The sequence below is a fragment of the Actinoallomurus liliacearum genome (assembly GCF_039542035.1).
Taxonomy (GTDB): Bacteria; Actinomycetota; Actinomycetes; order Streptosporangiales; family Streptosporangiaceae; genus Actinoallomurus; species Actinoallomurus liliacearum.
On sequence record NZ_BAABHJ010000003.1, the window covers coordinates 36,662 to 57,873 of the forward strand.

Below are 21,212 nucleotides of genomic sequence, written 5' to 3' on the forward strand. Positions count from 1 at the left end.
GCCGCTCGTACGCCCGCCCGGCGGGGGAGCGTACGAGCGGCGGGCGGGTGGTCAGGACAGCAGGCGCAGCCGGACGGTGTTCGGCAGCGCGCGAAGCTGCTCCAGCACGTCGGTCGTGTACTGGGTGCCGATGTCGGTGATCACATAGCCGATCTCACCGCGCGTGCCGAGCAGCTGGCCCTCGATGTTCACGTCGTGGTCGGCGAGGATGCCGTTGATCGTGGCCAGCACGCCCGGGGTGTTGCGGTGCAGGTGCGTCAGGCGGTGGCCGGCGGCCGGGGCGGGCAGCGACACGGCCGGGAGGTTCACGCTGAGCGCGGTGTTGCCCGTGGCCACGAAGTCCTGCAGCTTCCCGGCGACGAACTGGCCGATGTCCTGCTGCGCCTCTTCGGTCGAGCCGCCGATGTGCGGCGTGATGATGACGTTGGGCAGCCCCCGCAGCTCCGAGACGAACTCGTCGCCGCGGCCCTTGGGCTCCTGCGGGAAGACGTCGATCGCCGCGCCGGCCAGGTGGCCCGACTCGATGTGCTCACGGAGCGCGCCGTGGTCGACGACGAACCCGCGGGAGAGGTTCAGGAACAGGCTGCCGGGACGCATCCGGGCGAACTCCGCCTCACCGAACAGGCCGCTGTTGCCGGGCCGGCCGTCGACGTGCAGGGTCACGACGTCGGAGACGGCCAGCAGCTCCTCCATGCTCGCGCACCGGCGGGCGTTGCCCAGCGCGAGCTTGTCGGCCGTGTCGTAGAAGAACACGCTCATGCCCAGGCTCTCGGCCAGCACCGACAACTGGCTGCCGATGTTGCCGTAGCCGACGATGCCGAGCCGCCGGCCCCGGACCTCGTGGGCGCCCTCGGCCGACTTGTCCCAGACGCCGGCGTGCATCGAGGAGTTCTTCTCCATTAGCCGGCGGGTCAGCGCGATGAGCTCGGCGACCACCAGCTCGACGACGCTGCGCGTGTTGGAGAACGGCGCGTTGAACACCGCGACGCCGCGCTGCGCGGCGGCGGACAGGTCGATCTGGTTGGTCCCGATGCAGAACGCGCCGACCGCGAGCAGGTCCGTCGCGGCGGCGAGCACCGCGTCGGTGATCGTCGTCTTCGATCGGATGCCGAGAATGTGCACGCCCGCGACACGAGCGATCAGCTCGTCCTCGTCGAGGGCGCGATCCAGCAACTCGACGGCGTAGCCGTTCTTCTCGAGGGAGGCGACAGCGTCGGAGTGAATGCTCTCCAACAGCAGCGCGCGCAGGGGTTCAGTAGCGGAGCTCACCTGGGAACAGTCCTTCTGCCGGGCGTCGTCGTCCCTCAAATGCTACGTGAAACGGTTACAAGCCGGTCACGGCGTCCACAGGCTAAGACGATCATGCCTGCGTACGGCCGCCGGTCGGGCGGTTCGGCGGGGTGTGGCCGGGCGTCACCGCGCGTCCTGCCGCGCGTACCTCGCCGGAGGCATGCCGATCGTGGCGGAGAAGTCCCGGATGAAATGCGCCTGGTCGGCGTAGCCCAGATCCGCGGCCAGGGCCGCCCAGTCGACGTCCGCGCCGCCGGCCGCCCGGTCCGCGGCGTCCTGCATCCGGCATCGGCGGATCACCCACTTGGGGCCCACCCCCACGTAGTCGGCGAACAGCCGCTGGAGGCGGCGCGTCCCGACCCCGACCGCGGCCGCCAGCCTGTCCACCCTGCTCAGCGCCGGGTCGGCGGCGATCCGGTCCACGATGGCGGACACCTCGAGGACCCGCGGGTCCGGTCTCCCCGGCGCGCCGGAACGGAGGAGGTCCTCCACCAGAAGGATCGCGTCCCCGGGGTCCGGCGTGGCGATGATCGCGTCGGCGACGGTGCGGGCTCGCCGGCCGAAGATCTCCTCGACCGGAACCCGCCGGTCGGTGATCGTGGACATCTGCGCGTCGAGGAAGGGCCGGAGGCCACCGGGCCGGAAGCGTACGCCGATCACCCGGCCGCGACCTTCGATGGTCTCGGCGAACACCCCGCGCACGACGCCGACCACCCGGGCCTGCCCGTCGCTGAGGAAGGTCATGTGCACGGATGGATGGGTGAGGACCCGCTGCCGGTGGGATCCCCCTTCGCCGAGATCCCAGTGCAGGATCCAGTGGTAGTCGGCGAGCCAGGCGAGATCCGCCGCCGGTTCCCGGTGGGCGACCTGGAAGCGCTCCCGCGCCGCCGCGCGGTTCAGGATGGCCCGCAGGCTGTCGGGAGCGGCGTCGGCCATACGGCTCAGTGTCGCATTTCTTCAAGACCGGCGGCCCCGCCCGGCCTACGGTCTATAGCCCTGCCACCAGACGACTCACGGAGACATCAATGGAACTGCGTCCGCTCATGACGCGCGCCGCGGAAGTGCCGATCGCGGTCGTCCAGGGGATCGGTCCCGATCTGTTCAGCCTGCCGACCCCGTGCACCGAGTACGACGTCCGCACCCTGCTGAACCATCTGATCTCCTGGACGGGGTCCCGCTTCGAGGCGGCCGCGCACAAGACGCCGCTCCCCGAGTCCCCGGCGGAGGACCACGACTTCACCGCCGAACCCGACTGGGCCGCCCGGTACGCCGTGAGCGTGCGGGCGGCCGCCGCGGCCTGGTCCGAGCAGGCCGCCTGGGAGGGCGAGACCGGGCTCTCCGTCTCGGGGGCGATGCCCGCTTCGGTGATCGGCGGGATGATGTTCGCGGAGCTCCTGCTGCACGCCTGGGACCTCGCCGCGGCGACCGGCCAGAAGGTCCCGGTCGACGACGAACTGGCACGCGCGCTGTTCGGCCAGGCGTCTGCGATGGCCGAGATGGCCCGGCGGTACGGTGCGATCGGTCCGGAGGTGGCGGTGTCCGAGACGGCTCCGCTGCTCGACCGGGCACTCGGCCTCGCCGGCCGCGACCCCGCGTGGACGTCTTGACCAGCGAGGGCATCGGCCGTAGCCGGCAAGGCCGACTTCTCCCACTTCGTGCGCATTGACGAGTGATATGACGGGTGAAAGCGTGGAGGTTGACTGAACTCTCGGGGAGAGGACGTTCGCCTCATGGCCGACCTGCCGCGACTGCCGTTCGAGCGCACCGACGTGCTGGGGATCTCCACGACGTACGCCACGTTGCGCGCCGAGGAGCCGATCGCCCGGATCCGCACCCGGACCGGCGACGAGGCCTGGCTCGTCACCGGGTACGAACAGGCCAGAGCGATCTTCGCCGACGAGCGCTTCGGCCGCTCCCACCCCGACCCCGACAACGCCGCCCGGCTCTCCAACTCCGCCCTCACCGGCGGCCCGACGGGGGAGTTCGCCACCGAGAAGGACGTGCACGACCGCATGCGCCGGCTGCTCGCGCCGGCGTTCTCCGCGCGCCGGATGCAGGCGCTGTCCGGGCACGTCCAGGAGCTGGTCGACGGCCTGCTCGACCGGATGGAGGAGCAGGGCCCACCGGTCGACCTGCACGCGTCGCTGTCGGTGCCGCTGCCCATCCAGGTGATCTGCGAGCTCCTCGGCGTACCCCTCGCCGACCGTGACCACTTCCGGGCGATCGCCGAGGAGATGACCGACCTCACCGACCTGGACCGGTCCGCCGCCGCCCGTACGGCCATGGAGGAGTACTCCCACGGGATCGTCATGGCCAAGCGGGACCACCCGGGGGAGGACGTCTACTCCGACCTGGCCGGGGCCGACCTGCCCGCCGACGAGATCGCGACCATGGCGGGCGGGCTGCTGTTCGCCGGGCACGAGACGACGGTCAACCGCATCGACCACGGAGTCCTTCTCCTGCTGGCCGACCCCGCGCAGGCCGCGGCGCTGCGAGATGATCCGGCACGGGTCTCCGCGACGGTCGAGGAGATCATGCGCGTCGCCGTGCCGAACGACCACGGCCTCGCCCGGTACGCCCGCGAGGACGTCGAGGTCGACGGTGTGCGGATCAGGGCGGGCGAGCTCTGCGTCATCATGACCGCGGCCGCCAACCGGGACGAGACCGTCTTCGCCGACGCCGAACGCTTCGACATCGGCCGCGACCCGCAGCCTCACCTCGGATTCGGGTACGCCATCCGGTACTGCCTGGGCGCGAACCTGGCCCGCGTCGAACTGCGGGCCGTCTTCGGCTCGCTGTTCCAGCGGTTCCCGGACCTGCGCCTGGCGGTGCCGCGCGACCGGCTGCCGTGGCGTATGGACCGCCTCACCGGCGGCGTGTCCGCGCTGCCCGTCACCTGGTGAGGCGCGCCGTCGCCGCCGGGTGGGCGTGGCGGTGAGACGGGCTCGTCAGTGCGCGGCCAGCGCGGGCGTGCGGGTCACGCTGCGACCGGCCGCGCGGGCGAACTCGGCGAACCGTCCGGCGTCCCGTACGGCCGCGCCGCCGGGATCGTTGTTGAAGTAGACGTACACGTCCTGCCCGTCGTCCCAGGTCTCGGCGAGCCGCCGCGCCCAGGAGCGCAGCGCCTGGTCGCCGTACTCCGGCCAGGGCGTCGCCGCGCCCTCGTGGAACCGCAGGTAGCCCCAGCCGGCGGTCCGCCACAGCGGCGTCAACGGCCGGCCGAGCCGGTCGGCCCAGCACAGCGCGGCCCCGTACCGGATCAGCAGTTCGCGCACCTCGTCGGTCCACCAGGACGGGTGCCGGGGCTCGACCGCGACCCGTACGCCCGCCGGGAAACGGCGCAGGGTCCGCGTCAGGCGTTCGACGTCGACCTGGAGGGTGGGCGGTAGCTGAACGAGGACCGGGCCGAGCTTGTCGCCCAGGCCGCCCGCGGCGTTCATCAGCCGGTCCACCGGTTCTTCCGGGTCCTTGAGGCGCTTGATGTGAGTGAGGTAGCGGCTGGCCTTGACCGCCATCACGAACCCCGGCGGCGTCCGCTCCCGCCACCCGGCGAAGACCTCCCGGCTGGGCAGCCGGTAGAAGGCGTTGTTGTTCTCCACCGTGTCGAAGCACTCGGTGTACCGCTCCAGCCAGACGCGCTGTGGCATCCCGGTCGGATAGAGGACGTCGCGCCAGTGCTTGTACTGCCACCCGGACGTGCCGATCAACAGCGGCATCCCGGCCTCCCCCACGCCCGCACGCCGTCCCGCATACTCCCGTCCGGATCGTTCGGCATGACTCGGGTCGTACCCCCCTCCCACCCCCCAAACGGGACAGGCCGTGTTGCTGCCGGGACGATAAAAATAATGATGGGCCCTGAGTCCGTTGGTGCTGGGGCCCGATTCGATCCCTGCGGTAACGGATGCCGACGAAGCCGATAACCTGCCCGAATTGGCCGTATTGTCGGCAGTGGTGCACGGTTCAAAAAGGTTCGATGTCCTCGATGCCCTTTACAAGGGTGTCCTGTACGACGTCGACGGCGAACGCTCCCGGCTGTACGCTGACGTCGTACTCGCGGCGCTACAGACCGAGCATGCACGCAGTTACCTGGAGGCCCTGTTGATCGCTGAAAAGTACGAGTACCAGAGCAGCTTCGCCAAGAAATACTTCGCCGAGGGCGAGGCCCGTGGTGAGGCCCGTGGTGAGGCCCGTGGCGAGATCAAGGCGCTTTTTGCCGTCTTGGACGTACGGGGGATCACGCTCACCGACGAGCAGCGTCTTCGGATCGAGGAGTGCGCCGACCTCGCGCAGTTGCAGGAGTGGGTCCGGCTGGCCGCTGTGGCCGGTTCGGCCGACAGGCTCTTCGACTGATCCGCCGGCGAAGCCGCGCCAGGAGGGCTCATCCGATGAGCAGGGCCCTGGTGCCGCTTGCGGGGTGGTGCCACGGCTCGACGCGGTAGCCGGTGTCGCGGAGGCGGGCGGTGATGCGGTCCGGGGCGTCGGGGCCCGCCGGGATCTCGATGCGGGCGGTGGCGGCCGGGGTGTGGCGCCGGCGGATCGTGACTCCGTCGTACAGGTAGAGCCCCCACGCGGACCACGGGACGTCGGGGGTGGGATCCTCGTGCTGCATCCAGGCCATCCAGGTGTCGCCGTGGACGTACCAGCAGTGGATCGCCCCCTTGCGCCAGGCGCCCTTGTGGCGGATCCAGACCCAAGCGTCGCGGGCCTCGATCCGGTGGGAGCCGGACGGGTAGTGGTCGAGTGGCCGGGCGTCATGCATGAGACCATCTTCGAACTGGTGTTCGAAAGATCGCAAGTCGACGCAGGTCAAGCCTGCTTCAGGTTTCTCGCACGCCCTCCAGGGCGGGCCGGCCCCCGAAAATGCGTTGTAGCGGCGGCCGGGACTTCTTCACACTGAAGACGACGGAAAGATTTCCGCGCCGCTCTGGCCCAACGGCAGAGGCGTCCGGTTCAGGACCGGAAGGTTCGGGGTTCGAATCCCTGGAGCGGCACGTCACGCACGGAGCGCAGTAGGGGAGTTCGGTCGTCCCCGCCGGTCTCATAAGCCGGAGGTCGTGGGTTCGAATCCCACCTGCGCGACCATTTCAATGGCGGGATGACGCGGCCGCCGGCCGTGTCATCCCGCCATTCGCATATTCGCCTCAGCAGGGGATGTGGAATGAACCGTAGTTGAGGTTGTTGCCGGTGCGCGGTTCGTCGGACGGGGCCGGGACCTCGATGGCGCGCGGGGCGAAGGCCGCGTTCTTGGCCGTGACCCGCTCGAGCGGGGCCGGGGTGAGTACCTTCTGGGCGCGGACGTACTTCACGAAGTTCTCGAAGTCCCGGGGGTGCCGGACCGGCCGGTCGAACGTCGCGAGCGCCGGGTACCCGTCGCCCTGGACGAAGGTGTAGGCCATCGTCGCGAGCCGGTACTTCCGGGCGACGTCGAGGGGCTTCCCGTCGATGAGCACGTCGGCCGGGTCGACCCGGTCGCCGACGGGCCCGCTCGCGTCGTAGGTGTACCGGACGTTGCGGGAGACCGCGAACGGCGCGAACACGATCTTGCCGTCCGTGCCCGTGGTCCACTGCTGTTCCAGGGTGTCGTGGATCTGCTGCCCCGCCACGGTCGCGGTGACGACCGGGTCGCCGTACCCGACGGCCTTGAACGCCTGGGCCAGCGTGACGGCGCCGTCGGACGCGGTCGAGACCAAGTCGCCTCCGACGACGCCCTGGCCGACGCGTGGCGCGATGGCGATGAGGGCCAGGTCGGCGGGCACGTTCGGGTACGCGTTGCCGTTGTTGGTCGGGTCGATCGGCTGCCGCCCCGACCAGTACGCCCAGTCGGCGGCCAGGTCGCCCATCGTGCTCTCTCCGGCGGTGTTCCGGGTCCGCGTGAACGGCGCGGTCACCCGGCCGATCGCGGTCTGGCCCCGCTTGGTGGCGAAGTCGAGCCAGTAGTCCGCGACCTCCTGCAGCTCCGGGTTCGGCGTGACGTCCTGGGTGTTCGCGTGGTTCGTGGACACGGTCAGCTCGCGGACGACCTTGCCCGTACGGCGGTCGAGCCGCAGGTTGATCTCGTTGATGAGCTGGCCGTTGTAGCCGGCCTCGACGAACGGGCGCGGCACGCCGTTCGGGTCGGGGACCATCATGTTGAACCGGCAGTGCCAGTGCCCGGTGACGATCGCGTCGACGTCCGGGGAGACCTGGTGGGCCAGGTCGTACGCCGGGCCGGAGGGGTCGCTACCGCTGTTGAAGTCGCTGCCCGCGACCGCCCCGTCGTGCATGCTGAGGATGATCGCGTTGACGCCCCGCCTCTTCAGCAGGGCGGCGTACCGGTTGACGGTCTCGACCTCGTCGAGGGTCCGCAGCGCCGGCTGGAACGACGCCGGCATCGTCTCGGCCCCGAACGCCGTCAGGTGGATGAACCCGATGGGCAGGCGGCGCCCGCCGCCGGCGTCCACCCACTCGATGTTGTACGGCGGGACGACCGTCCGGCCGGTCGCGGACCACACGACGTTGGCGCTGTAGTAGCGGAACCTCGCGCCCCGGAACCGGCGGCCGGTCGAGTCGACGAACTCGTCGTCCCACCCGACCTCGGGGAACGGGATGCCGCGCTCCATGTGGGCGGTGAGGAACGCCGGTGACTTGTCGAACTCGTGGTTGCCCGCCGAGCTGAACCGGAAGTCCATGCGGTTGAGCGCCTCGACCGTGGACTCGTCGGCGACGCTCTCGGCGTCGAACTCCCAGCCGGAGAACATGTCGCCGGGGCCGAAGAAGATCGAGTTCTGGTGGCCGTCGCGGAGCCGGTTCAGGTGGGCGGCGAGGTGACCGACGCCGCCCACGGTGTAGCGGGTGCCGGCCGCGCCGGTGATGACGCTGCTGCCGTGCAGGTAACCGTGCAGGTCGGTGATGTTGAGCAGTTGCACGTCCACGTACTCGTCGGCGGTGGCCGCGTCGCGGGCGTCCTCCGTCGCGTACGCGGGGGTGCCGATCGCGGCCATCGTCGCCATCGCGCCGGTCGCCGTCAGGAAGGTCCGCCGTCCCAGGTCCTGCGTCATCGCCCATCTCCCGATCGTGAGGAAGCGCAGGCGAGTAAAACGGTCCAAGATCAAGTCCGTGTCACGTACGGTCGGCCGCGGCGTGAACGTCAGATGATCGCGCAGGCCCGGCCGTCGCACCGTGACCGCGACCGGCCGTCGCCGGGAGCGCTCGTCACGGGCCCGGGGCGGTGACCGACGTCCGCGAGCGGAACGTACGGCGGTAGGTGTCCGGAGGAACGCCGACCGTGCGGTTGAAGTGCCGGCGCAGTGTCGTGGCGGTGCCCATGCCGGTCGCCGCCGCGATGGTGTCGACGCTGTCGTCGGTGGTCTCCAACAGCTCCTGGGCGTGGCGGATCCGCTGAGTCAGCAGCCACTGCAGCGGGGTCGTACCGGTCACCGCCCTGAAGTGGCGGCCCAGGTTGCGCGAGCTCATCCGCGCCTGGCGGGCCAGGTCCTCCACGGTCAGCGGCTGGTCCAGCCGTTCGATCACCCAGGGGAACAGTTCGGCGAGCGGGTGGCTGTCCGGGGCGGGCACCGGGGTGGTGACGAACTGGGCCTGACCCCCGTCCCGGTGCGGCGGCACGACCAGGCGGCGGGCGACCACGTTGGCGATCGAGGAGCCGTGGTCGAGGCGGACGAGGTGCAGGCACAGGTCCATGGCCGCCGCCTTGCCGGCGGAGGTGAGCACGCTGCCGTTGTCCACGTACAGGACGTCCGGGTCCACCTCCACCCGGGGGTGGCGGGCGGCCAGGACCTGGGTGTGCGCCCAGTGCGTGGTCGCGCGCCTGCCGTCCAGCAGGCCGGCGGCGGCCAGCACGAACGCGCCCGTGCAGAGGGAGGCCACGCGTGCGCCGGCCTCATGGGCCGCGCGTATCGCGTCGACCAGGTCGGCGGGCGGGTCCACGTCGACGTCGGTCCAGCCCGGGACGATCACGGTGTCGGCATGCGGGAGCCGGTCGAGGCCGTGGTCGGGCTCCAGCCGGAACCGGCCGACCTCAATGGCGCCCGACCCGCAGACCTTGACGTCGTACCAGGGGACCGCCACGCCGTCCGGGGCGGCGCCGAAGACCTCGTACGCCAGGGACAGCTCGAACTGCAGCATCCCGTCGGTGACGGCGATCGCAACGGTGTTCATGTCCGAAATTGTACGGGTGATGGCGTTCCGGACACTCGCGGCTGGATGCCCGCTCTCGCCAAGATCTCCGTACGGTTCGCACTAGGTCGTTCGAGTGGGAGGAGACCCCATGGGATCGGGGCAGACGGTGGCGGTGTTCGGCGCGTACGGGCACACCGGGCGCTTCGTGGTGGCGCAGTTGCGGGAGCGCGGGTTCGTCCCGGTCCTCTCCGGCCGCGACCCCGGGAAGCTGAAGGAACTGGCGGTGTCCGAATCCGGGCTGGAGGCCCGCCCGGCGTCGGTCGATGATCCGGCCTCGCTCGACCGCGCCCTGGCCGGTACGGCGGCCGTGATCAACTGTGCCGGGCCCTTCGCCACGACGGCCGCTCCCGTGATCGAGGCGGCGCTGCGCGCCGGGATCCCGTACGTGGACGTGGCGGCCGAGATCGAGGCCAACGCCGACACGTTCGCCTACTTCACGGACCGCGCCCGCGCCGCGGGCGCGGTGATCGTCCCCGCGATGGCCTTCTACGGCGGCCTCGGCGACCTGCTGGCCACGGCGGCGATGGGCGACTGGACGGCGGCCGACGAGGCGCACGTCGCGTACGGGCTGAGCAGTTGGCACCCCACCGCCGGGACGCGTGCCGCGGGCGCGGTCTCCGGGCAGCGGCGGGGCGGCCGACGCGTCCGTTACGCGAACGGCCGGCTGGAGTACCACCATGACGACCTGCCGACCCTGGAGTGGCCCTTCCCCGACCCGATGGGACCGCGGGCCGTCATCGGGGAGTTCACGATGGCCGACGTCGTCACCATCCCCAGCCACCTGCCCATCCCCGAAGTGCGCACCTACATGGCGGTCGAGGCGGCCCGGGACCTCTCGTCCCCCGACACCCCGCCGCCGGCCCCGGCCGACGAGCGGGGACGGTCCGCGCAGACCTTCCTCGTCGACGTCGTCGTACGCTCCGGCGGCCGGGAACGGCGCGCCGTGGCGAAGGGCCAGGACATCTACGCCGTCACCGCGCCGCTCGCGGTCGAAGCGGTCGACCGCGTACTCACGGGACGGACCAGGACGGTCGGCGTCGCCTCCGCCGGCGAGATCTTCGACGCGCCCGACTTCCTCCGCGCGCTGTCCCCGCACATCACCCTGGAGCTGCGTCCGTAGCGGCTGGATCAGGCATGCGGCCGCCGGCCCGCCATGAAAGGCGCCGACGGTCGCTCGGTGCGGGCCGTCCGCTCAGGTCTTGAGCGGGTCGTGGCCCCAGTTCATGAGGGAGTGCCGCCAGCGGGTGTCGCGGATGTCGCCGTCCGGGCGCTGCGCCAGGTGCCGGCGGATGTAGCCGACGACCTTGCGCATGTGCGCGTAGTCGTCGGCGGACAGGTCGCCCTTCTTCGCGCTTAGCAGCGCGACGATCCGGCGGCCCGACTCGTGGCCGGTGGACTCGCCGCCGCCCGAATGCTGCCCCGCCGCCTTCGACTCCTCGGTGCCGAGCCAGCGTTCCAGCTCGGCGGGGCCGAGGTTGACCAGGTCCTGGAACAGGCTCCGGATCTCCTCGTCGTCCTCGCCCGCCACGGGTTCAGTCCTCTTTCTTCTTCAGGGCCTCGGGCTTGTGCACGGCCAGGCCCCCGGACTTGTCGCTGCGGACCTGGTACTGCGGCTCGTCCGGCGACGCGGCGACCGTCCGGCCGGCCGCCTCGGTCCGCTCGGTGATCTCGCGCTCGACCTCGCCGTGGGCCTCGCCGCCGTGGCTGCGCCAGGAGACCTGGTCGCCCTTGTGCAGCTTCTTCTTCTCTTTCGCCATGGTTCTCTCCTCCTTCGCCCGCCCGCCTTCCCATACCCGCAGGTCAGGGCGTATTCATTGAGGGCCCCGGAGGTGGGCCTCGGCGATCTTCCGGAAGGCCGCCACGAGGCGGTTGCGGTCGTCGGCGCGGGTGGCCAGCACGACCTGGCTGGGCTCGACGCCCTCCAGGGGGATCGTGGTCAGGTCGGGGCGCAGGCGGCCGATGTGCTCTCCGTCCGGGATGATCGCGACGGCCTGTCCGGCGGCGACCAGTTCGGCCTTGTCCTCGACGTCGTCGATGAGGGGACCGCCGGGCGCCGGGCCTCCGCCGGGTCGGGGATCGATGCGCCAGAAGGCGTTCCAGTCCGGGTCGGACACCCGGGGCAGGGGCTCGTCGGCGATGTCGTCGAGGGTGACGGACTCCTTGCCGGCCAGGCGGTGGTCGAGAGGCACGACGAGGACTCGGGGCTCGTCGTGGAGGACCGTGACCCGCAGCCCGCCGGTCCGGAACGGCAGCCGTGTCACGACCGCGTCCGCGCGGTGGTCGAGCAGCGCGTCACGCGGTTCGTTCCAGCCCAGATGCACGGTCCGGACCTCGGCGTCCGGGTGCCGATGGCGCAGCTCGCGCACGGCGGACGTGACGATGAGGCTCGTGGTGTAGCCGATGGTGATCCGGGTCGGCCGGGCGGCGGCCCGGGTGCGCGCCATCGCCTGGGCGGCGGAGCGCAGCAGCGTCCTCGCGAGCGGGAGGAAGATCTCCCCGGCCTCGGTGAGTTCGGTGCCGCGCGGTGTGCGGTCGAGCAGCCGGACGCCGAGTTGCTGTTCGAGGCGGTGGATCTGCCGGCTCAGGGACGGCTGGGTGGTGTGGAGGGCCGCGGCGGCGCGACCGAAGTGCCGATGCTCGGCCAGGACGGTGAAGCACTGCACCAGCCGCAGATCGAGGTTGACCGGAGGCGGTGGCGAGTCGGGCATACCGGGATCGTAGCCCTCGTATGCCGTGACGTGGGGTGATACGCAGATCGTATTGCCGGATGCGAAACATTCATTGGACCCGGCGCGCTCCGCGGCCCGAAGGTGGAACCCGCGGCCGGGCACCGGCACGGTGCCGTATCGGGCCGCTCCCTGACCGTTGTCCCGAATGGAGTGCACCATGTCCGCGCCCACGGCCCTGATCACCGGCGGAACCAGCGGAATCGGCAAGGCCACCGCCGAACTTCTGCATCGGCGCGGATATCAGGTGGTGGTCACCGGGCAGAACCCCGACACCCTCGCCGCGGCCGAGAGGTCACTGCCCGACCAGATCGTCGTGCTGCGTGCCGACGCCCGGTCGCTCGCCGACACCGACCGGGTCGTCGACGAGGTCCGGGAGCGCTTCGGCACCCTCGATGTGCTGTTCCTCAACGCCGGGATCGTCCGGGGCGGGCCGGTCGAGGCCTTCGACGAGGCGACGTACGACGACCTGTTCGACGTCAACGTCAAGGGCCAGTTCTTCACCCTGCAGAAGGCCCTTCCCCTGCTCAACGACGGCGGATCCATCATCTTCACCATCGGGATCGGAGCCACGAGAGGCGTCGTCGGCGGCTCCGTCTCCGCCGCTTCCAAGGGCGCCCTCCTGTCCCTCGTGCCGTCCCTCGCCCTTGAGCTGGCGCCCCGGCGGATCCGGGTCAACGCCGTCAGCCCCGGCCCGATCGAGACGCCGATCTGGGCCAAGGGCGGGCTCCCGCCGGAGGCGCTGGAAGAGGTCGCCAAGGTCACGACCGCCCAGATCCCCCTCGGCAGGTTCGGGACCGGCGAGGAGGTCGCCGAAGTCGTGGCCTTCCTCGCCTCCGACGCGGCCGGCTTCGTGACCGGCGAGAACATCGTCGTCGGCGGCGGTTCCGGAATCAGGGCATAGGCCCGGCCGCGACCGGCTCCAGCGCCGGTGTCCACCGACGACACCGGCCGGCGACGGGGCGTCGCGTCGGACGGAGCCGGCGACCAGGCGGGATCAGCGGATCAGGCCGTGCCGGGCGGCGTAGTCGGCGACCTGGCTCCGGTTCGTGATCCCCGCCTTGGCGAACGCCCGGTTGATGTGCGACTTCACCGTCACCATCTCGATGTGCAGCCGCGCGGCGATCTCCCCGTTCGACAGTCCCGCACCGATCAGCGTGAGCACCTCCGCCTCCCGGACGGTGAGGCCGTCCGGGAGGCGCGCGCGGTCGGGTACCCGGCCGAGTCGCGCGGCGGCCACCAGCCGTGCCTGTACGGCCGGATCCACCGAGGCCAGGCCCGCGGCGGCGGCCGTGACGGCCTGCCGGATCTCCTGGCGTCCCGCGTTCTTCGTCAGGAACCCGCGGGCCCCGGCGGCGAGCGCGGCGAGAACCGACTCGTCGTCGGCGTACGAGGTGAGGATGACGACGGCGACCTCCGGATGGTCCGCGACGATCCGCTCCGTGGCGCCTTCGCCGCCGAGGCCGGGCATCCGCAGATCCATCAGTACGACGTCGGGCCGGTGCGCGGCGACCGCCGCGATCGCCGCGTGGCCGTCCTCGGCCTCGGCGACCACCTCGATGTCCGGCAGCAGGTCGAGCAGGGCGACCAGCCCCTCCCGGACGGCGGTCTGGTCGTCGGCGACGACGACGCGGATGACGGACTCGTTCACAGGCCGATCCGGGCGCGTACCCGCCATCCCGCTTCGGTCGACCCGCTGGTCACCGTGCCGCCCGCCAGCCGGACCCGCTCGCGCATCGCGGTGAGGCCGTAGCCGCCGCCCGGCGCGGTGGCGGCCGGAACCCGCCCCGGACCGTTGGTCACCTCGACGGCCAGTTCGTCGCTCGTGTAGTCGACGCGGACCTCGACGTCGGCCCCGGGGGCGTGCTTGCCGGCATTGGTGAGGGCCTCCTGCACGGCGCGGTAGACGGCGAGGGCGGACTCCGCCGGAAGCGGGCGCGCGGTCCCCGTCAGGTCGCACCGCACCGACGCGCCCGTGTCCTGACGGAACGCCGCGACGAGACCGCTGATCATCTCCTGGAGCTCGACCTCGCCCTCCCGCAGCGTACGGACGGCGGCGACCGCCTCCTCCTGGCCGGACCGGGCCAGCGCCCGGGCGCGACCGACGTGCCGCCGGGCCTCCTCACGGTCGCCGGTGAGTTCCAGAACCGCGTCGGCGGCCTCCAGCCGGAGCGCCAGGGCGCTGAGCGAGTGGCCGAGGACGTCGTGCAGCTCCCGCGCGATGCGGCCGCGTTCGGCGAGGACGGCGGCCCGTGCCCGTTCCTCTCCGGCCTGCCGGGTCTGCTCGGCCAGGAGCCGGGCGTGCTCGGCCCGGTCGACGTGGAGCCGGCGGTTGCGGCCCACCAGGTAGGCGACGAAGGTGACGGCGGCGAACGTCGCCAGCGCGTCGCCGCGCCCCACGGCGTACCCGGTCACGAGCACGCCGCAGCAACCGCCGGCCAGCGCGACACCCTCGCGCCGGGGGAACACGGCGGCGGCATCGACGCAGGCCCAGAACGTGAACCAGTACACCGCGGGCTGCGGGTGCAGGACGAGCAGCACGCTTCCGGCCAGCCCCGTCGCGGCGATCGTCGCACGCAGCGCGGGCGAGTGCCCGCGCGGCCCGAGGACCGCCCAGCCGAGCCAGGCGGCGGACGACACGGCCAGGGCGACGGAGATCCGCAGATTCTCCCCGTGCAGCCCGGCCGCCCCCTTGTGCGCGGTCTCGCCCCAGATGACGAACGCGAGCCCGGCCAGCATCGCGGCACGCGCGGGCCACTGCCCGCCCCACCGGATCGACATCCGGCCACCCCCTTTTCACCAGCGGCGGAGCGAATTATCGCGCCAGAACCATCCGCTACTACAACCGGATCTCCACCCGCGAGATGGACGACCTCCACCCGGCCCTCTCCCTACCGTGGGCCTCCACGACCGGCAGAGTGGGAGTGTTCGTTGTCCGCCATCACGATCGTCAACCTAGTGATCTTCGCCGCAGTCCTGATCAAGGATTGGGGCCACAACAGGGTCACGGTGTTCGCCGTCCTGCGGCCGCTGCTGTTCACCGCGGTGATCGTGCCGTTCTTCCTGCCGAAGTTCGACACCGCCGGTGACGGCCTGGCACTGGAGGCCGCCTCCATCGGGGGCGGGATCGTGCTGGGAGCGCTGGCGTGCGCGATGCTGCGGGTGAGCGTGGACGAGTCAGGCCAGGGCTGGTACGACGCCGGCTGGGCGTACGTGGCCTTCTGGACCGCGATCACGGTGCTGCGTCAGCTCTTCATCTACGGATGTCAGCACTGGTTCGCCCGCGACCTGGGCCGATTCCTGATCGACAACCACATCAGCGTGGCGGCCTTCGCGGACTCGATCCTCTTCTTCACGCTGGCCCTGGTGGTCACCACCCGAGCGGGCATCCTGCTCCGCAGCCGCATGCCCTCGGCCCGCCCGGTCCCGTCCGCCGCCTGACCCCAGGCGGCGGACGGCTCCGCCGTCCCGGGACTACTTCGCCCGCTCCACGACACAGACCTCGACGCAGTTTCCGCCGTTGACGTTGCTGCGCCGCGTCGCGGTAACGCCGAACGAGACGTCCGAGGGTGATGAGCGTAGGACTCGGAGGGGTTCGCATGGTCTGCCTTCCTGACGTTTTAGCTGGTCATTGCAGGCAGAGTAAGCAGAACGAAGCGGGATTACGGCGAGGTCGTCAATTGACCGCCGAGCGCTGCGAAGAATTCTTCCCCGAGGTGTTCGGTATCTTCCCCGAGAGCCGGGGCTCGGTGTTAAGGGTGTTTTACGAGGGCCGGGTGCCGGGGGTCGTCGACGCGGACGACGACGTCGGCGGTCAGGGTCGGCTGGGCCTCGTCCTCGTATCGCGCGTAGGCGGGCAGGGTCCACTCCTCGTCCGGGTCGGTCCGGCGGGTCAGCGCCCCACGGGACATCGACAGGTGCACCGTGTGGTCGAAGGGGAGTCCCCGGCCGAGGAGGAGGGCGCCATCGAGCAGGAGCACGCCGCCCGGCGCCAGGGTCACGTACGAGGCGCGGGTGGCACGGTCGATCGTGCTGTCCCAGAGCGCGGGCAGGATCCGGCCGGAGCCGTCCGGATCCAGCGGCCCGAGCACCTCGCGGACCAGGCCGCCCTCGTCGAGCCAGTCCGTGTAGAACGCGTCCGGGTCCTCCCGGCCGTACTCGAAACGGAGCGACGCCGGCCGGAGGAAGTCCCCGGCCGATACCCGGAGGACGTCGCGGCCGCGCAGCCGGAGGGGATCGACGAGCGCGTCCGCGAGGTCCCCCGTCCGGGTGGGTGGCGCACCGTCGATCGCGACCCGCGTCCAGGACGTGCCGGGGAGGGCGGCGATCCGGTCGGCGAGCTGTTCCACCAGGAGGGCCGGGGAGATGGGCTGTGCGCGCACCTCACCATCCTCGCAGGCGGGTGATCAATCGGGCTCAGCGTGCCGGTTGCGGGCTTCGTACCAGCACGGTCGCGTGGGCCAGGCCGGACAGGTTCGACGGCAGCAGCGGGTCGGCCCGCTCCCACAGGGCGGCGTCGACGGCCTCGCGGTGCAGGGAGTGCTCGATCAGGCCGAACCCGCGCTTTTCGAGCAGCGCGGACATCTCCTCGGGGCGGAAGGCGCTGAGCCAGGGCTCGCCCTGCTCGGCGGACATCGACGACACGGCGTCGGCGTACATCTGGGCCGCGGCGTCGCGCAGCTCGGGGACGAGGGTGTAGTCGAGGACGATCTCGCTGCCCGGGGCGAGCCGGCCGACCGCGGCGAGGGTGTCCCCGATGGCCTCGGAGGTGAGGTACATGGTCACGCCGAGCCAGCTCACGAACGCCGGCCGGGAGGCGTCGAAGCCCTCCCGGAGCAGGACCTCGGACAGCGACTCGGTCTCGAAGTCGATCGGCGCGTACGTCACCGTGTCCGGGATCGCGACGCCCGCCTCCGCCAGGAGGTGGCGCTTCCACCGCTGGGTGGCGGGGTGGTCGACCTCGAACACCCGGACCCCGTCCTCCGGGTCGGCGCGGTAGGCGTAGGAGTCGAGGCCCGCGCCGAGGATGACGTACTGGGTGACGCCCCGTCGTACGGCCTCGGCGAGACGCTCTTCCGTGTAGCGGCTCCGCACGGTGGCCGTCGCCCGTACGGCGGCCAGGATGGGGTGCTCGCCCTGCGTGCGGTGGTAGCCGACGAGTTCCTTGGCCTGGTCGCCCAGGAGGGAGTACGCGACGGTGTCAGCGAAGATCACGGGAGGGGAGTCGACGATGAGGTGGGCCGCGCGCGCCGCCGCGGCCATGAGCGCTGTTCGGCTGGGTCGTCCGTTGTCAATCACGACGCCGAACTTACAATGCCATTCCCCAATCATAGCACAAAGACAAATCTTATAGAAGATCTCCGAGATAACGATACAGTGGCATTTTTGATGGCTTTTAGCCTATTCTTCCTCAGAGTGACACGCCATCGCCTTCGGCTCTACCCCCAAGGTCGCCCGATGCGCCCAGGCCATCGGCGGCCGGTCGACTGAGCGCCGCCGTCCGCCAGGAAAGCCGCTCCGCTGTCGAGTCCCGATTTTTCCATTCGCCCGTTTTCGGCGGAAGCTCGTAGGCCCTCACCAATGCAGCATGTTCACGGACTCGGCGAGGTGGTCCTCGGGGCACCGGCTTCGGGCCGGTTGTGGCGCGCGTAGGCGACCAGGCGATCGGCCAGTTCGGCGGGGCGGCTGAGCATGACCATGTGGCCGCCGTCGATCTCGTCGGGAACGATGCCGAGGCGCTCCCGTACGACCCGGCGCATGAATTCGGCCGGAAACAGGCGGTCGCCGCGGCACAGCAGGAATTTCGTCGGTACCCGCGGCCACGCGGGCAGCGGCCAGGGCTCTTTCATCGGGGTGCCCGACTGGCCGCGGGGGTGTTTCTCCACCTCGGCGACCAATTCCGCGGGGACGTCGTGGTAGAAGACCGGGTCGAAGCCGTGATCCTCCTCCGGGGGCCCGTGGCGTCCGGCAGCCTCGCGCATCGCCTGGTCGTGCCCGGTGGCGGTCCACCATTCGCCGGGAGCCTCGCCGGGGGAAGGGGGCATCGCCGTGAGCATCACGAGGAGATCGACCGGCACGCGTTCGCAGACGAGCGGCCCGGTGAAGCCGCCGAGCGAGTGCGCCACCACGATCAGGTCGGTGCGGTCGCCGATCTGCTCGACCGCGGCGTCGGCGTACTCGGCGAGCCCCGCCGCGTCGTCCTCGCAGGGCAGGTCCACGCGCACGGCCTCGTGGCCGCGCTCGCGCAACTCGGCCACGAGCGGCCGCCAGTACGACGAGTCGCACCCGCCGCCGGGAATCAGAACGAAGGTCGCCATGCCGACGGTCCTCTCGATGAGATGGAGGGAACGACCTGTGCTGACCGCACGGCCGCGCGAAACTCATCGGAACGTCGCGGCGGACATCGGCTCGGATTCGTGATTCCGGTTCGATGCGCGCGGAGGCGGTCGACCGGTTCGGTGCGCGCGGAGGCGGCCGAGCGGTTCAGTGCGCGCGGAGGCGGCCGACCGGTTCGGTCGGCGGGTCGCCGGCCGGCAGTCCGTACATCGTGAACAGCCGGTGGCGGACCGCGGCGAACGGGTACGTCCGCGGGTAGACCGCCATCTTGAAGATCACGCCTTCCAGGACGCTGCGGAACATGACCTCTTCGAGGGCCGGGTCCGCGGCCCCGCGGTCGGCGAAGATCTGCCGGAGGCGATCTTCGAACCGGTCGATGACGTCGGCCTTGGTCGACTCCACCTTGATGAAGATCTCGCGGGTCGCGGGCTGGAGCATCAGGCAGAGCACGAGCCGCTGGATCTCGAGCGTGTCCTGCGCCATCGTCAGGGTGCGGTCGATCACGCCGGCGAGGCGCTGGTCCGCGGTGATCTCCCCGTCGACCGGGTCGGTTCCCGCGAGGAGTCCCTCGAGGGCCTGGCCCAGCAGCTCGTGGAGCAGCTCCTCCTTGGCCGGGAAGTAGTACGACACGAGCCCCCGGGCGACCCCCGCGCGCTCGGCGATCTGGGAGATCGTGGCGCCTTCGTACCCGCGTTCGGCGAACGACGTCAGGGCCGCCTCCAGGATCCGGCGGCGGGACTGCTCGCGCAGCTCCTGGTTGGCGTGGGCCGAACGTGGCGACAAGCGGACCCCCGGACATCGATGACGGACACACCATTGTCCCGCCTGTCGCCGCACGGTGCGCCGGTCAGTGCCGTACCCGTCCGTTGATCGCGCCGACCAGGTTGGTGACGCCGCCCTTGTCCGCCGACTCGAGTGCGAGATCCGTGCCGCCGGCGAAGGTGATCACGAAGTTGTGGACCTTGACCGTCACCTGGGCCCGGCCGGACTCGGTGACCCGGGCGCCGGCGATCTGTGAGATGGGGATCTCGGCGACCAGGTCCTTCGCCCGGCCGAGCATCGACTGCTCGAACAGGAGGAGCCTCCGGTCGGTCACCGCGACGTTCATCTTCGGGGGCAGCCCGCCGTCGGCGGCGACGTCGACGAAACGGATGCCGACGACGTTCTGCAGGGCGGCGTAGTACCCCTCGCGCTTCAGGGTGCCCGGCAGGTTCGCCATGCAGCTGGCGACGAGCCTCTCGTCGGGGCCAAGGATCTTCGACGCGGCCTTCTTGACGGCCCAGTCACGCGCGGCCATGCGCGGCTCCTCTCGTAGGAAGGATGTTGACTGTACAGCCAGCCAGTTATCGCGACCGACCGAGCCGATCCTGTGTGTCCTACGTCACGCGCTCAGGATCATCCGATGCCGAACCAGCCGAGCACGGTGATGACCAGCGCGGCCGCCGCCATGAGCGCCACGACGGCGACGCAGATGGTGGCGATGAGGCGGTAGACGGGTCCGTTGGCGGCGTCTCCGAGCAGCCGCTTGCGGCCGGCGAGGATCAGGACGTAGGTGAGCAGGATCGGGGTGATGATGCCGTTCAGGAGCTGGGCGTTGATGAGCAGGTGGATGAGGTTTCCGGGGATGAGGGCGATGGCGGCGCCGATGAAAATCTGGGCGGTGAACAGGCCGAGGAACAGGGGTGCTTCGCGGAAGCGGCGGCCGACGCTGCGTTCGACCCCGGCGGCCTCGCTGATGGCGTAGGCGGTGGACAGCGGGACGACGGCGGCGGCCAGTGCGGAGGCGCCGAGCAGGCCGAGGGCGAAGAGCTGTTCGGCGAAGCGGCCGGCGACCGGTGCCAGTGCGTGTGCGGCCTGGGCGGCGGTGTCCAGCGGGGCGCGGGTGTGGATGGCGGCGGCGGTCGCGATGATGATGAACATGCTGATCAGGTCGGCGAAGATCGCGCCACCGACGGTGTCGATGCGTTCGGCCCGGTAGTCGGCGGGGCCGATCCCTTTGTCGGCGACGGCGCCGGCGACGTAGAACTGCATGTACGGGGTGATGGTGGTGCCGATCAGGGCGACCGTCAGCAGCAGGAAGGCCTTGGTGCCGAGCAGGTGCGGCCAGATCGTCTGGCTCGCGGCCTTCCCGATCTCGGGACGGGCCAGGACGGCGGCGATCGGGTAGGACAGGAACGCCAGCGACAGGATCAGGAACAGTCGTTCGGCGTAGCGGTAGGAGCCGAAGACCACCAGGGCCCAGATCACGACGGCCGCGATCGGGACGGAGACGTACCGGCTGACCCCGACCAGGTCCAGGGCGGCGGCGATGCCGGCGAACTCGGAGACGACCAGGCCGAGGTTGGCGGCCAGGAACGCCAGGAGCGCGAACGCGGTGACCCGGATGGAGAACTGCTCGCGGATCAGTGAGCCCAGTCCTTCGCCGGTGTGGGCGCCGAGCCGGGCGCACATCTCCTGCACGACCACGAGGCCGACCGTGACCAGCAACATGACGAACAGGGTCCGGTAGCCGAACTGGGCGCCGGCCGAGGCGTAGGTGGCGATTCCGCCGGCGTCATTGCCGGCGTTGGCGGCGATCAGCCCGGGCCCGGCGAACGCCAGCGCCGTGATCAGCATCCGCCGCGGACTCCTGCGGCGCGGATCCCCCCGCGCCGGGGTGGCCCGGCCGGCACCGGAAGGCGTCCG

At 71.1% G+C, this 21,212-nt stretch carries 23 protein-coding genes and 2 tRNA genes; 8 read left to right on the forward strand and 17 right to left on the reverse strand.

All coding sequences use genetic code 11. The features are described 5' to 3' along the window. Positions 1–51: 51 nt before the first annotated feature. Positions 52–1,269, reverse strand: coding sequence for a phosphoglycerate dehydrogenase (gene serA / locus ABD978_RS06085; RefSeq protein WP_345349699.1), 1,218 nt, complete (start codon positions 1,267–1,269; stop codon positions 52–54). A 144-nt stretch (positions 1,270–1,413) separates the two neighbouring features. Continuing rightward, on the reverse strand, positions 1,414–2,226 hold the full coding sequence (locus ABD978_RS06090) for a DUF6597 domain-containing transcriptional factor (protein WP_345349701.1): 813 nt from the start codon (positions 2,224–2,226) through the stop codon (positions 1,414–1,416). A gap of 89 nt (positions 2,227–2,315) precedes the next feature. On the opposite strand from ABD978_RS06090, the gene ABD978_RS06095 reads away from it, so the two are divergent. Together ABD978_RS06095 and ABD978_RS06100 are read left to right on the forward strand one after the other, a co-directional pair. Beyond that, complete coding sequence (locus tag ABD978_RS06095) at positions 2,316–2,897, forward strand: TIGR03086 family metal-binding protein (protein ID WP_345349703.1); 582 nt, start codon at positions 2,316–2,318, stop codon at positions 2,895–2,897. A gap of 123 nt (positions 2,898–3,020) precedes the next feature. After that, positions 3,021–4,193: a cytochrome P450 gene (locus tag ABD978_RS06100; RefSeq protein WP_345349705.1), complete on the forward strand. Its 1,173-nt coding sequence runs from the start codon at positions 3,021–3,023 to the stop codon at positions 4,191–4,193. A 45-nt stretch (positions 4,194–4,238) separates the two neighbouring features. Here ABD978_RS06100 and ABD978_RS06105 read toward each other — a convergent pair whose 3' ends face one another. Next, on the reverse strand, positions 4,239–5,006 hold the full coding sequence (locus tag ABD978_RS06105; protein ID WP_345349708.1) for a DUF72 domain-containing protein: 768 nt from the start codon (positions 5,004–5,006) through the stop codon (positions 4,239–4,241). A gap of 148 nt (positions 5,007–5,154) precedes the next feature. Between ABD978_RS06105 and ABD978_RS06110 the strand changes: the two genes are divergently transcribed. Beyond that, positions 5,155–5,640, forward strand: a complete 486-nt coding sequence (locus ABD978_RS06110; RefSeq protein ID WP_345349711.1) for a hypothetical protein — start codon at positions 5,155–5,157, stop codon at positions 5,638–5,640. A 28-nt stretch (positions 5,641–5,668) separates the two neighbouring features. Here ABD978_RS06110 and ABD978_RS06115 read toward each other — a convergent pair whose 3' ends face one another. After that, positions 5,669–6,049 carry a hypothetical protein gene (locus tag ABD978_RS06115; RefSeq protein ID WP_345349714.1) on the reverse strand — a complete coding sequence of 127 codons (381 nt, stop codon included), beginning with the start codon at positions 6,047–6,049 and terminating at the stop codon, positions 5,669–5,671. Between the two features lie 159 nt (positions 6,050–6,208). Between ABD978_RS06115 and ABD978_RS06120 the strand changes: the two genes are divergently transcribed. Continuing rightward, positions 6,209–6,281, forward strand: a tRNA-Leu gene (locus ABD978_RS06120). Positions 6,282–6,293: 12 nt separating this feature from the next. Then, positions 6,294–6,372, forward strand: a tRNA-Met gene (locus ABD978_RS06125). 59 nt (positions 6,373–6,431) lie between these two features. Here ABD978_RS06125 and ABD978_RS06130 read toward each other — a convergent pair. Both ABD978_RS06130 and ABD978_RS06135 read right to left on the reverse strand, forming a co-directional pair. Then, on the reverse strand, positions 6,432–8,327 hold the full coding sequence (locus tag ABD978_RS06130) for a bifunctional metallophosphatase/5'-nucleotidase (RefSeq protein ID WP_345349717.1): 1,896 nt from the start codon (positions 8,325–8,327) through the stop codon (positions 6,432–6,434). Positions 8,328–8,481: 154 nt separating this feature from the next. After that, complete coding sequence (locus ABD978_RS06135; RefSeq protein WP_345349720.1) at positions 8,482–9,444, reverse strand: helix-turn-helix domain-containing protein; 963 nt, start codon at positions 9,442–9,444, stop codon at positions 8,482–8,484. A 109-nt stretch (positions 9,445–9,553) separates the two neighbouring features. Here ABD978_RS06135 and ABD978_RS06140 point away from each other — a divergent pair, with 109 nt between their 5' ends. Beyond that, complete coding sequence (locus ABD978_RS06140) at positions 9,554–10,585, forward strand: saccharopine dehydrogenase family protein (protein WP_345349723.1); 1,032 nt, start codon at positions 9,554–9,556, stop codon at positions 10,583–10,585. Between the two features lie 72 nt (positions 10,586–10,657). On the opposite strand, the gene ABD978_RS06145 is transcribed toward ABD978_RS06140, so the two are convergent. Genes ABD978_RS06145 through ABD978_RS06155 form a run of 3 tightly spaced genes read right to left on the reverse strand, consistent with a single transcriptional unit; the run spans position 10,658 to position 12,173 of the window. After that, entirely contained in the window at positions 10,658–10,993 is a 336-nt protein-coding gene (locus tag ABD978_RS06145; RefSeq protein ID WP_345349726.1) for a DUF3140 domain-containing protein, read from the reverse strand. Between the two features lie 4 nt (positions 10,994–10,997). Continuing rightward, the gene (locus ABD978_RS06150) at positions 10,998–11,222 is read right to left on the reverse strand and encodes a hypervirulence associated TUDOR domain-containing protein (RefSeq protein WP_345349729.1); all 225 of its coding nucleotides are present in this window, start codon (positions 11,220–11,222) and stop codon (positions 10,998–11,000) included. Positions 11,223–11,276: 54 nt separating this feature from the next. After that, entirely contained in the window at positions 11,277–12,173 is an 897-nt protein-coding gene (locus ABD978_RS06155; RefSeq protein WP_345349732.1) for a LysR family transcriptional regulator, read from the reverse strand. A gap of 178 nt (positions 12,174–12,351) precedes the next feature. Here ABD978_RS06155 and ABD978_RS06160 point away from each other — a divergent pair, with 178 nt between their 5' ends. Further along, positions 12,352–13,095: an SDR family oxidoreductase gene (locus ABD978_RS06160; RefSeq protein WP_345349735.1), complete on the forward strand. Its 744-nt coding sequence runs from the start codon at positions 12,352–12,354 to the stop codon at positions 13,093–13,095. A gap of 93 nt (positions 13,096–13,188) precedes the next feature. Here the strand turns inward: ABD978_RS06160 and ABD978_RS06165 are convergent, their stop codons facing one another. Both ABD978_RS06165 and ABD978_RS06170 read right to left on the reverse strand, forming a co-directional pair. After that, positions 13,189–13,842 (reverse strand): response regulator transcription factor, encoded by a 654-nt coding sequence (locus ABD978_RS06165; protein ID WP_345349738.1) that lies wholly within the window; start codon positions 13,840–13,842, stop codon positions 13,189–13,191. Continuing rightward, complete coding sequence (locus ABD978_RS06170; protein WP_345349741.1) at positions 13,839–14,972, reverse strand: sensor histidine kinase; 1,134 nt, start codon at positions 14,970–14,972, stop codon at positions 13,839–13,841. Before ABD978_RS06170 ends, ABD978_RS06165 begins: the two co-directional genes overlap by 4 nt. Before the next feature lie 150 nt (positions 14,973–15,122). On the opposite strand from ABD978_RS06170, the gene ABD978_RS06175 reads away from it, so the two are divergent. Further along, a complete protein-coding gene (locus ABD978_RS06175; protein WP_345349744.1) occupies positions 15,123–15,632 on the forward strand; it encodes a hypothetical protein in 510 nt (169 codons plus the stop codon). 311 nt (positions 15,633–15,943) lie between these two features. Here ABD978_RS06175 and ABD978_RS06180 read toward each other — a convergent pair whose 3' ends face one another. From ABD978_RS06180 to ABD978_RS06205, 6 genes are all read right to left on the reverse strand, one after another. Continuing rightward, positions 15,944–16,573, reverse strand: a complete 630-nt coding sequence (locus tag ABD978_RS06180; RefSeq protein WP_345349747.1) for a nucleoside/nucleotide kinase family protein — start codon at positions 16,571–16,573, stop codon at positions 15,944–15,946. A gap of 34 nt (positions 16,574–16,607) precedes the next feature. Then, positions 16,608–17,489 (reverse strand): class I SAM-dependent methyltransferase, encoded by an 882-nt coding sequence (locus ABD978_RS06185; protein ID WP_345349750.1) that lies wholly within the window; start codon positions 17,487–17,489, stop codon positions 16,608–16,610. 293 nt (positions 17,490–17,782) lie between these two features. Then, positions 17,783–18,508, reverse strand: coding sequence for an alpha/beta hydrolase (locus tag ABD978_RS06190; protein ID WP_345349753.1), 726 nt, complete (start codon positions 18,506–18,508; stop codon positions 17,783–17,785). Between the two features lie 166 nt (positions 18,509–18,674). After that, positions 18,675–19,310, reverse strand: a complete 636-nt coding sequence (locus tag ABD978_RS06195; protein ID WP_345349756.1) for a TetR/AcrR family transcriptional regulator — start codon at positions 19,308–19,310, stop codon at positions 18,675–18,677. Between the two features lie 64 nt (positions 19,311–19,374). Then, positions 19,375–19,824: a hypothetical protein gene (locus tag ABD978_RS06200; protein WP_345349759.1), complete on the reverse strand. Its 450-nt coding sequence runs from the start codon at positions 19,822–19,824 to the stop codon at positions 19,375–19,377. 98 nt (positions 19,825–19,922) lie between these two features. Next, complete coding sequence (locus ABD978_RS06205) at positions 19,923–21,143, reverse strand: NRAMP family divalent metal transporter (RefSeq protein WP_345349762.1); 1,221 nt, start codon at positions 21,141–21,143, stop codon at positions 19,923–19,925. Between the last annotated feature and the right edge of the window lie 69 nt (positions 21,144–21,212).